The sequence below is a fragment of the Shigella sp. FC1544 genome (assembly GCF_001722145.1).
GTDB classification, from domain to species: domain Bacteria; phylum Pseudomonadota; class Gammaproteobacteria; order Enterobacterales; family Enterobacteriaceae; genus Escherichia; species Escherichia coli.
Map to the genome: position 1 here is coordinate 1 of NZ_MECT01000041.1, position 10,577 is coordinate 10,577.

8 protein-coding genes and 5 pseudogenes are annotated in these 10,577 nt (G+C 51.2%); 3 read left to right on the plus strand and 10 right to left on the minus strand.

Going from position 1 to position 10,577, the window contains the following annotated elements; all coding sequences use genetic code 11:
- Positions 1-125: IS1 family transposase (locus tag BGK49_RS25215; RefSeq protein WP_001423768.1), on the minus strand; the 125-nt coding region annotated here is incomplete at its 3' end.
- A gap of 54 nt (positions 126-179) precedes the next feature.
- On the opposite strand from BGK49_RS25215, the pseudogene BGK49_RS30830 reads away from it, so the two are divergent.
- Positions 180-350: pseudogene (locus tag BGK49_RS30830) on the plus strand (hypothetical protein); the annotation flags it as partial.
- Positions 351-501: 151 nt separating this feature from the next.
- Positions 502-1,548: pseudogene (locus BGK49_RS03340) on the plus strand (AbrB family transcriptional regulator).
- Here BGK49_RS03340 and nei read toward each other — a convergent pair.
- From nei to ybgI, 5 genes and pseudogenes are all read right to left on the minus strand, one after another.
- Positions 1,545-2,336, minus strand: a complete 792-nt coding sequence (nei, locus tag BGK49_RS03345) for an endonuclease VIII (RefSeq protein WP_001114039.1) — start codon at positions 2,334-2,336, stop codon at positions 1,545-1,547. The pseudogene BGK49_RS03340 and the gene nei sit on opposite strands and share 4 nt — an antisense overlap.
- Positions 2,337-2,371: 35 nt before the next feature.
- Positions 2,372-3,105, minus strand: a pseudogene (gene pxpA, locus BGK49_RS03350) (5-oxoprolinase subunit PxpA).
- Positions 3,095-4,027: a 5-oxoprolinase subunit PxpC gene (gene pxpC, locus BGK49_RS03355; RefSeq protein ID WP_000912736.1), complete on the minus strand. Its 933-nt coding sequence runs from the start codon at positions 4,025-4,027 to the stop codon at positions 3,095-3,097. Before pxpC ends, pxpA begins: the two are co-directional and overlap by 11 nt.
- Positions 4,021-4,677, minus strand: coding sequence for a 5-oxoprolinase subunit PxpB (pxpB, locus tag BGK49_RS03360; protein ID WP_001188336.1), 657 nt, complete (start codon positions 4,675-4,677; stop codon positions 4,021-4,023). The genes pxpC and pxpB overlap by 7 nt, the downstream gene beginning before the upstream one ends.
- 22 nt (positions 4,678-4,699) lie before the next feature.
- Positions 4,700-5,443, minus strand: a complete 744-nt coding sequence (gene ybgI / locus BGK49_RS03365; protein ID WP_000798871.1) for a radiation resistance protein YbgI — start codon at positions 5,441-5,443, stop codon at positions 4,700-4,702.
- A gap of 270 nt (positions 5,444-5,713) precedes the next feature.
- Between ybgI and dtpD the strand changes: the two are divergent.
- Positions 5,714-7,195: pseudogene (gene dtpD, locus BGK49_RS03370) on the plus strand (dipeptide permease DtpD).
- Between the two features lie 41 nt (positions 7,196-7,236).
- On the opposite strand, the gene phrB reads toward dtpD, so the two are convergent.
- From phrB to BGK49_RS03390, 4 genes and pseudogenes are all read right to left on the minus strand, one after another.
- Complete coding sequence (phrB, locus tag BGK49_RS03375; RefSeq protein WP_000207148.1) at positions 7,237-8,655, minus strand: deoxyribodipyrimidine photo-lyase; 1,419 nt, start codon at positions 8,653-8,655, stop codon at positions 7,237-7,239.
- Positions 8,652-9,161, minus strand: coding sequence for a YbgA family protein (locus tag BGK49_RS03380; protein WP_001053305.1), 510 nt, complete (start codon positions 9,159-9,161; stop codon positions 8,652-8,654). Before BGK49_RS03380 ends, phrB begins: the two co-directional genes overlap by 4 nt.
- Before the next feature lie 283 nt (positions 9,162-9,444).
- Positions 9,445-9,831, minus strand: a complete 387-nt coding sequence (locus BGK49_RS03385; RefSeq protein WP_000266988.1) for a hypothetical protein — start codon at positions 9,829-9,831, stop codon at positions 9,445-9,447.
- 446 nt (positions 9,832-10,277) lie between these two features.
- Positions 10,278-10,577 (minus strand): annotated as a pseudogene (locus BGK49_RS03390) (IS1-like element IS1X2 family transposase); the annotation flags it as partial.

Below are 10,577 nucleotides of genomic sequence, written 5' to 3' on the forward strand. Positions count from 1 at the left end.
TGTAGTTGCCATGTTTTACGGCAATGAGAGCAGAGATAGCGCTGATGTCCGGCAGTGCTTTTGCCGTTACGCACCACGCCTTCAGTAGCGGAGCAGGAAGGACATCTGATGGAAATGGAAGCCACGCAAGCACCTTAAAATCACCATCATACACTAAATCAGTAAGTTGGCAGCATTACCAAAACGCCTCGCCTTATACCTTCAATAAATATGCTGAATACGCCGATTTCACCAGCGACATGTTGGTCTACGAAAAAACCTATACAGCTGAACTTTCGTCCATTGCAGGTACCCCCATCGAGGCTGGGCCCTTCGATACAGTGGTGCTTTTTAAAATTAACTATAACTGATTTGCCATGATGCCCTTTGCAGCCGGAAAGGGCATCTCTTTCAGAAAATTGCTGATTTTCCTCTTTTCCTTGATTACTGTTATTTTTTCCTGGCCCGGCTTTCTTTATGCTGTATCGATACACCAAAGAGAAAATAATGAGGGAGCGAAGGATGCCAGTTTTGCAGTGGGGAATGTTATGTGTGCTATCACTTCTCCTTTCTATTGGTTTCCTCGCGGTACATCTCCCGGCGGCGCTATTACTTGGGCCGATGATCGCCGGGATCATCTTCAGTATGCGCGGAATTACTCTGCAACTTCCCCGCTCCGCTTTTCTCGCCGCGCAGGCCATTCTTGGCTGCATGATTGCGCAAAACCTCACTGGTTCGATTCTCACCACGCTGGCCGCCAACTGGCCGATCGTGCTTGCTATTTTACTGGTGACGCTGCTTTCCAGCGCCATCGTGGGTTGGTTATTGGTGCGCTATAGCTCACTGCCTGGAAATACCGGTGCCTAGGGTTCTTCTCCAGGCGGCGCAGCGGCAATGGTCGCTATGGCGCAAGATTACGGCGCAGATATTCGCCTGGTGGCGTTTATGCAATATCTGCGAGTGCTGTTCGTCGCGGGGGCCGCTGTTCTGGTCACCTGCATGATGCTGGGTGATAACGCTGAAGCGGTTAACCAGCAAATCGTCTGGTTCCCGCCAGTGAGCATTAATCTCCTGCTTACGATTTTGCTCGCAGTCGTTGCCGGTACGGCGGGATGCATGCTGCGTCTTCCTTCCGGCACGATGCTCATCCCGATGCTGGCGGGCGCAGTGCTCCAGTCTGGTCAGCTCATCACCATCGAACTACCGGAATGGCTGCTGGCGATGGCGTATATGGCAATTGGCTGGCGGATTGGTCTTGGTTTCGGTAAACAAATCTTACTGCGGGCACTACGCCCACTACCGCAAATCCTGCTGTCGATTTTTGCTCTGCTGGCTATTTGTGCAGGTATGGCGTGGGGACTGACCCGGTTTATGCATATTGATTTTATGACTGCCTACCTCGCCACCAGTCCCGACGGGCTTGATACCGTGGCGGTCATCGCCGCAGGGAGCAATGCCGATATGGCGCTTATTATGGCGATGCAAACCCTGCGCCTGTTCAGTATTTTGCTGACGGGGCCAGCCATTGCGCGGTTTATTTCAACCTATGCGCCGAAGCGGTCGGCCTAGTGCTGGCAGCCTGGACACCAGTAAAACGGGCGCGAGGACAACGTGGTTTTCTCAATGATGCCGCCACAGCGTTCGCACAGTTCGCCATCACGATGAAAAACCTTAAAGCGAAACAGCGCCCCATGATGCTTATTCTCATCCACCTGCCCCCGCGTAGCGTAAGAAAACCGAGGAATCTCCAGTAACGCGTGTGCGAGTGCATCCAGTTGCGCCGCATTGAGATCTTTCGCTTTATGATTTCCAGTCAACCCAACCTGCCAGAGGATCTCCACCCGCAAATAATTGCCAAGCCCAGCCAGAAACGCCTGATCGAGCAGTAATCCTGCAAACTGACGGTTACGAAAGCGCGGTGACAATAACCGTTCCTTTACCACCTCCGGCGTCAGATTCGGATCCAGCACATCGGGACCAACGCGTTGTAAAAACGGATGCGTGGTCAGTTGTTCCGGCCTCAACATCTCAATATCCGAGGCGCTATAAAGCAGAATGGTTTTGTCAGCCGTTTGCAGTTTTACCCGCAATACTCGCGTGGTCTGCGGCTCTTCGCCGGTATCAACCACGCGCCAGACGCCGTAAAGCTGATTATGGCTGTAGAGCGTTAAGTCGTTGGAAAAATGAGTTAACAACGCCTTACCACGCGTTCCCACATGGGTAACGTGTTGACCGATAAGTTGTGATTGATAAGTTTTTAACTGCGGGAAGGCAAACCAGACATCAGTTAGTGGTTTGCCTTTGATCGCCGCCTCCAGGTTATCCGCTGCACGGCGGATCTCCGGGCCTTCAGGCATGGTGATATCCTTTTTTCATTCTTTATTAATCGGGGTTATGCTGCGACAACAATCTCCTTTTCGGCAAATGTAGAGCGTAGTCGGCGGGCGAACGCCAGTGCTTGCTCGCCGTCGCCATGCAGGCAGACTGTTTGCGCCGTGACCGTTGCCCATTCGCCGGTGATACTTTTGACTCTGCCGTGTTGCACCATCTCTAGCGTTTGCGCCAGCGCCTGTTCTTCGTTTTCAATCAACGCGCCTGGCTGACTTCGCGGCACCAGCGAGCCGTCAGCCTGATAACCGCGATCGGCAAACACTTCCTCGCGCGTTGTCAGGCCATATTGCTTGCCTGCACGAATCAGCTCGCTTCCTGCCAGCCCAACGAGAACCAATGCTGGATCGCAAGCGTATACCGCTCTGGCGATGGCGTCTGCCAGTTGTGCTTCTTTCGCCGCCTGGTTGTACAACATGCCGTGCGGTTTGACATGACGCATTACGCCGCCTTGCGCACGGGCAATCGTTGCCAGCGCGCCAATTTGATACAGCGTCTGGGCGTAAACGGTTTCTGGCGGCAGCTGCATGGCGCTGCGACCAAAATTTCCCTGTCGGGAAAACTCGGGTGAGCGCCAATCGCGACACCATTTTTTATTGCTTCACGCACGCAAGCCTGCATGGTTTGGGCATCGCCTGCATGAAATCCACAAGCAATATTGGCAGAGGAAACCAGCGTTAATAGCTCTGCGTCGCTGGCGCAGCCTTCGCCCAGATCGGCGTTCAGGTCAATTTTCATTGTGTAGCCGCCACGCTAATTGTTCGAAATAACGTTGTTGATCTTGCCGCGCTTTCAGTGCCTCTTCCAGTGAACACTGGACAAAATGAATCGGCTGACCGAGCGGAATTTGCGCCAGATGGTACATATCAGCCTCAATGATACAGGCAATACGCGGGTAACCACCGGTGGTCTGTGCGTCGTTCATCAACACAATCGGCTGCCCGTTATGCGGCACCTGCACCACACCCGGTAACAAACCGTGAGATAACAGTTCGCGATCGGTGGTGCGTTTTAAAATTTGCCCCTGTAAGCGATAGCCCATGCGGTTACTTTGCGGGCTAAGCTGCCAGGGCGAACGCCAGAATGCATCCTGCGAGGCGCGATCGAACTCATGATATTCCGGCCCCGGCAAGGCGCGAATGCGGTTGCCCCACAGCAGCTGTTTAACGCCCTGCGCTTCCATAAAATCACGCTTCGATTTGCCAATCGGGAGTCGGTCACCATCCTTCAGTAAACGGCCTTCCAGCCCGCCAATCCCCACGTTGAGATCGGTGCTGCATGACCCCATTACCGGCGGAACATCAATACCACCCGCGACCGCCAGATAACTGCGCATGCCGTGCTGCGGGCGTTTAAGCGTTAAACGCTGGCCTGCTTTCATCGGCAAGCGCCAGCCGGTCCAGACGGCGTTATCATCCAGCCGCGCTTCGCAACCGGCACCCGTCAGAGCAAACCACCCATCAGTTTCGAACTCAACCGTTAACTGACCGAGCGTGATCTCCAGCGCGGGGGCATTGGCGTCATTACCCACCAGCAGGTTAGCAATGCGTAACGCAGGCATATCCAGTGCGCCGCAGTGGCTGATACCCGACTGGCGAAAACCGTGACGACCGCCATCCTGCACAGTGGTATACATGCCCGCACGAATAATCTTCAGCATACTCCCTCCTTCTGCGGTACAAAGCGCACGCTGTCTCCCGGACGTAATAAGATGGGTTCGTCACGCGCCGGATCAAACAGGCTGAGTGAGGTATGACCAATCAACTGCCAGCCACCCGGCGTTGCCAGCGGATAAACACCAGTCTGCGGCCCGCCGATCCCGACAGAACCTGCCGGAACGAGCAAGCGCGGTTCAGCGCGCCGTGGCGTGTGTAGTTGTTCCGGCAAATTCCCGAGATACGGGAAGCCCGGTTGAAAACCTAAAAACCAGACCACGTATTCCACGGAGGAGTGCAATTCAACAACCTGTTTTTCGCTCAACCCGCAATGCGCCGCGACCACCGCCAAATCCGGTCCGCCTGCACCACCGTAAACCACCGGAATTTCAATAAAGCGAGACTCAGGTTCCAGGGCCTCGCTCTCCTCCCACCAGCGTTGCAAACGCTCTATGGCATCCAGCGCCAGCGACTCAGGATTACGCAAAATCACCGTGATATTGTTCATGCCGGGAATGGCTTCAACCACATTCGGCATATCCACCAGACGCTGCGCCAGTCGCCAGATCCGTTTCTGGCTAGCCAGCGTCACCGGCGGTTCCAGTTCCAGCACTACCGCCGTTTCACCTATCAGATAACAACGCGCTCGTTGCACTTTCGATCCCTCTGATTATTCGTTATGCAGGATTAGGAATATCAATAAAGGTCACATCAAGATCGGTATTTTCATTCAGCCACTCGCTCAATGCGCGAATACCACCACGTTCAGTGGCATGGTGACCTGCAGCATAAAAATGCAATCCCTGCTCGCGGGCTGAATGAATGGTCTGTTCAGAAACTTCGCCAGTAATAAAAGCATCCACGCCAAAACGCGCGGCGCTATCGATAAAACTTTGCCCGCCGCCCGTGCACCAGGCGACGCGCTGGACCACCTCAGGTCCGGTATCGCCACACCATAACGGCTTACGTCCCAGACGCGCTTCAATCCAGGAGGCTAGTTCCAGTCCCGGCACAGGCATGGTCAGCTCTCCCCACGGCACCAACGGCTCAATTTCGCCCATGACCGTGATCCCCAGTAACGCCGCCAGCTGTGCGTTATTGCCCAGCTCAGGATGTGCGTCAAGCGGCAAATGCCAGCCATACAGGTTGATATCATTCGCCAGCAACGTTTTTAAACGGTTACGCTTCATTCCGCGAATGACCGGAGACTCTCCTTTCCAGAAGTAGCCATGATGCACAATGACCGCATCCGCGCCCAGACGCACTGCCTCATCGAGCAAAGCCTGGCTGGCGGTGACACCGGTAACAATTTTTTGCACCGTCTCTTTGCCTTCCACCTGCAAACCATTCGGCGCGTAATCACTAATCGCCGCGCTGTTCAGTTTTTCGTTAATCAGTTGTTCCAGTTCGGTGTTTTTCATCTTCGCGCCTTCCGTATTCTGATAGCTACACCGTTAACATAGCGTTACCTCGCCTGTTCGTCGATAGCCAATCTTTTGACATATTAAGAAACAAACCCGACGCCAAAAGACGCAAATTGTTTATATCATCACGCTTCAGCTAATGTATATTTATGCAATCAGACAGCATATTGCATAAATAATCAGATCTGTATCAAAGTTTTAACTTTAAGGAAACACAAGCATGCCGCGCAACTATTACGTGACGTTGCCGTCAATTGTGGAATTATTATGAATAAACACGCATCACAGCCGCGCGCTATTTACTATGTCGTTGCGCTGCAAATCTGGGAATATTTTAGCTTTTACGGCATGCGTGCCCTGCTGATTCTCTATCTCACCAATCAACTAAAATACAACGATACTCACGCCTACGAGTTATTTAGCGCCTACTGTTCGCTGGTGTATGTCACGCCAATCCTCGGTGGCTTTTTGGCGGATAAAGTTCTCGGCAATCGCATGGCGGTGATGCTGGGGGCGTTATTGATGGCGATCGGTCATGTGGTGTTGGGTGCCAGTGAGATCCATCCGTCATTCCTCTATCTGTCCCTGGCGATAATCGTTTGTGGCTATGGTCTGTTTAAATCCAATGTCAGTTGCCTGCTCGGCGAGCTGTATGAGCCAACCGATCCGCGTCGTGATGGCGGTTTCTCGCTGATGTATGCAGTGGGTAACGTGGGGTCTATTATCGCACCTATTGCCTGTGGCTACGCCCAGGAAGAGTACAGCTGGGCGATGGGCTTTGGCCTGGCGGCGGTGGGTATGATCGCGGGTCTGGTCATTTTCTTATGTGGCAATCGTCATTTCACACATACCCGCGGCGTTAATAAAAAAGTACTGCGTGCGACAAACTTTCTCCTGCCTAACTGGGGATGGCTGCTGGTTCTGCTGGTGGCAACGCCTGCGCTGATTACCGTATTGTTCTGGAAAGAGTGGTCGGTATACGCCTTAATTGTCGCGACTATTATTGGCCTGGGTGTACTGGCAAAAATTTATCGCAAAGCAGAAAACCAGAAACAGCGTAAGGAGCTGGGGCTGATTGTGACGCTCACCTTCTTCAGTATGTTGTTCTGGGCCTTCGCACAACAGGGCGGCAGCTCGATTAGCCTTTATATCGACCGCTTCGTTAACCGCGATATGTTTGGTTATACCGTTCCGACTGCTATGTTCCAGTCGATTAATGCCTTCGCAGTTATGCTGTGCGGTGTGTTCCTGGCGTGGGTGGTTAAAGAAAGCGTCGCAGGTAATCGTACCGTGCGCATCTGGGGAAAATTTGCTCTTGGTCTCGGCCTGATGAGCGCCGGGTTCTGCATTCTGACCTTAAGCGCCCGCTGGTCCGCAATGTATGGTCACTCTTCTCTGCCACTGATGGTATTAGGCCTGGCGGTGATGGGCTTTGCGGAACTGTTTATCGACCCGGTTGCCATGTCGCAAATTACGCGCATTGAAATCCCCGGTGTGACCGGCGTATTAACCGGCATTTATATGCTGCTTTCCGGCGCGATTGCGAACTATCTCGCGGGCGTGATTGCCGATCAGACATCGCAGGCTTCGTTTGATGCTTCCGGGGCGATCAACTACTCCATCAATGCATATATTGAAGTATTTGATCAAATTACCTAGGGCGCACTGGCGTGTGTAGGACTGGTACTGATGATTTGGCTGTATCAGGCGCTGAAATTCAGAAACCGCGCGCTGGCGCTGGAGTCATAATAGACCAGCACCATACCTGATAAAACGCTCGCTGCGTTTTATCAGGCTCCTTTCCTCGCTTCTTCGTACGCTGCCAGCGTTCGCAGCCTTGCCTCTTTGTGATCAACTATCGGTTGCGGATAATCCAGCATCACACCTGCTTTCTGCGCCCACTTCCACGGCTCATGCACCGCTTTCCCTGGTACATCGCGCAGCTCCGGTAACCATCGACGAATAAACTCGCCCTCACGGTCAAATTTCTCGCCCTGGGTTGTCGGGTTGAAAATACGAAAATACGGCGCTGCATCGGTTCCGGTTGAAGCGGCCCACTGCCAGCCACCGTTATTGGCTGCCAAATCACCATCAATCAGCTGCGACATGAAATATCGCTCGCCTTCGCGCCAGTCGATCAACAAATCTTTCACCAGAAAACTGGCTGTAATCATCCGTAGCCGGTTATGCATCCAGCCAGTGCTGTTAAGCTGACGCATGGCAGCATCGACAATCGGGTATCCCGTTTTGCCTTCCTGCCAGGCCTGTAAATGTGCGGGATTGCTCTGCCACTGCACACGATCCGTCCAGGCAATAAACGGACAATGTTTACACAACGAGGGGTAATACGTCATCAGATGACGGTAGAACTCGCGCCAGATCAGCTCACTAAGCCAGACACTACCGGCCCCACCGTCCAGCGCCTGCGGCTGTTCCGCCAACAAGCGATGCAAACACTGGCGAGGCGATAACCCGCCCGTTGCCAGGCTGGCGGACAAACGACTGGTGCCTTCCACTGCCGGAAAATCTCGTTGTTGCTCATATTCTCCGGCACCGTTCTGGCAAAACTGGCGTAATTGCGCAATCGCCGCTTTTTCTTCCACCGGGAAATGCGCAGTATCGAAAGACTGACGAGGATAATTCAGCGTAATGGATGGCGAGGGCTCTATCGATCCGCTACTACGAACTTTTGGCGCAGCGACGCACTCCGGCATCCCTTCCCGCAGCCGTTTCAGCCAGGCATTCTTAAAAGGCGTAAAGACTTTGTACATCTCGTGATTACCGGTCATCACCGCGCCAGGCGGCAGGATCACGCTGTCATCAAATCCTTCACACACCACGTTACGCAGCGCTCTTTCAACTTCCACATCCCGCGCCCGCTCATTCACTTCATACTGATAGTTATAAAACAGGTGGGTAACGCTGTTTTCCGCGCACACCTGTTTAACTATTTCGACACTGGCGACAAAGTCATCCACTTCACGGAACAATAAAGGAATACCTTTTTCCGCAAGCGCTATTTGTAGCCCATTCAGTTGAGCATTGATAAGTTCAGCCTGACGCGGCGACATGTTATGCGTCGCCCACTGGCGTGGTGTAGCGATATACAACGCCAGCACGCGTGCAGACGAATTGCGGCAGGCGGCAGCCAGTGCGAGATTATCGTGCAAACGTAAATCCTGGCGAAACCAGACCAGATGGGTAGTCATAAAACTCCTGAATGGCGCAAGTTAATCACACGCGGCCAAAGTTCGAAATAACGCTGCCCTGAAAGCCAGGCGTCAGGATAAAGCGCCATATAGTGTTTGATACGCATCAGCGGCGCAAGAAGTGGTTGCTCGCCACGGCGATAACTGTCGATAAGCGCAGCCAGCTGCTGGCGTTCTGTGGAATCAATATGCGGGCGAAAATAACCCTGAACGTGCATCAAAACATTGGTGTGATCGCGCGGGTTGGCGGGGTGAGAAAGCAAAACAACTACGCGTTGGCGGTACTGGTTGTAATAGTCATCCAGATTTTGCCACTGGTGAATATCAGCCACGAACGGGCCAAGTTTGCGGTACTCCGGCTGAGAATGCGCCAGAAAGACGAGTTTATAGCGGCTGTGATAATCGAGAAGCGCCCCGCGCGTTAAGCCATGTTCTTTCAGTCGATGTAACTCATGAAGGGCAAAGATACGGATTAGGGTGCTGTCATCAAATCGTTGTAGATTCATTACTGCTCCTGAACGGTATAAAGGAGTAAGTGTAGACGATGGTAAATGAATTTTATGGGGCAGAGTTTTTGCGGGGAAGTATTTTGTTGGTAAAAATATTATCAACTTCATCTGAGCGAGAATTATTCTACTATTTCCCGAGCTGCATTCATTTTTTGTATTTTTTATTTTTAGAAAATAACAGTTCTCAAAGCTTAATTACCTCACTATTAATTGTATTTCAAACTAACAATCGCACTCCATTTTCTCTTTTTAAAAAAATAAACACTGTTAAAATAAATATTTATTTCGTTATCTTAAATGCTATTTCTACATCACTCGTCCTTATAATCAAATTATTCTTATTCATAGCTATTTTTGCAGGTTTAAAATAGCGGCTTTCACCAAAGTCAGCCATGAGAATTAGACTACAAGTTCTCCCAGCCTTTGCACATGAGAAAAACCACCCATCAACTCTATTTATTCCTGAACCTTTAACACCATAATAAATCAGAATTTCTGGGTATTGTTCATCCTTCACGTTTTCATATTTTTGGTATTTAATTGAAAACCAAGAGTCTATACTGCCAACATCTTCAAAAAATATTGGAGCTGATGTTTCCGCATGAACATATGCAGAAAATGCTAACAATATGGCAATACTTAGTTTGGTAAAAATATCGTTCCACACTTTTCAGGATAATCTATTGGGGGGAAGGGGTCTTTTCCTCTAAATCTAATTGCTCCCACTCCTTGTTTGTCAGACCATTCGCCATTTGCATCCTGACGATACCAGTGATAATCCCCTCCCATGCCTATAAAATTGTGAGGACGAATAAACAATTGAGCTTTATGGTAACCAGATGGACAACTCCCATTATCTAAATCCTTGGCACCATCATTTTTTGACGCTTCAAAAATACTACCGCAAGTGAGTTTAGAAAACTCTTTTCCAGATAATTCTCCAGGTTGTAATCCTCCGCCGCCAAAAATCCTACTCCCAGGGTTTCCATACCTATTTAGAGCATATGAATAACAATTATTTACGGCAAGATAATACGGATCTGAATTTAGGTCTCGATTGAATACTGGAGCAGGTTTATCAATTAAGCCCAGCGGATCGGTAATGACTCCAACTTACTGATAGTGTTTTATGTTCAGATAATGCCCGATGACCTTGTCATGCAGCTCCACCGATTTTGAGAACGACAGTGACTTCCGTCCCAGCCTTGCCAGATGTTGTCTCAGATTCAGATTATGTCGCTCAATGCGCTGAGTGTAACGCTTGCTGATAACGTGCAGCTTTCCCTTCAGGCGTGATTCATACAGCGGCCAGCCATCCGTCATCCATACCACGACCTCAAAGGCCGACAGCAGGCTCAGAAGACGCTCCAGTGTGGCCAGAGTGCGTTCACCGAAGACGTGCGCCACAACCGT

Coding starts and splice junctions, on each gene's coding strand:
- nei (WP_001114039.1), bottom strand. CDS start 2,336: ATGCCTGAAGGCCCGGAGATCCGCCGTGCAGCGGATAACCTGGAGGCG.
- pxpC (WP_000912736.1), bottom strand. CDS start 4,027: ATGCTGAAGATTATTCGTGCGGGCATGTATACCACTGTGCAGGATGGC.
- ybgI (WP_000798871.1), bottom strand. CDS start 5,443: ATGAAAAACACCGAACTGGAACAACTGATTAACGAAAAACTGAACAGC.
- phrB (WP_000207148.1), bottom strand. CDS start 8,655: ATGACTACCCATCTGGTCTGGTTTCGCCAGGATTTACGTTTGCACGAT.
- BGK49_RS03380 (WP_001053305.1), bottom strand. CDS start 9,161: ATGAATCTACAACGATTTGATGACAGCACCCTAATCCGTATCTTTGCC.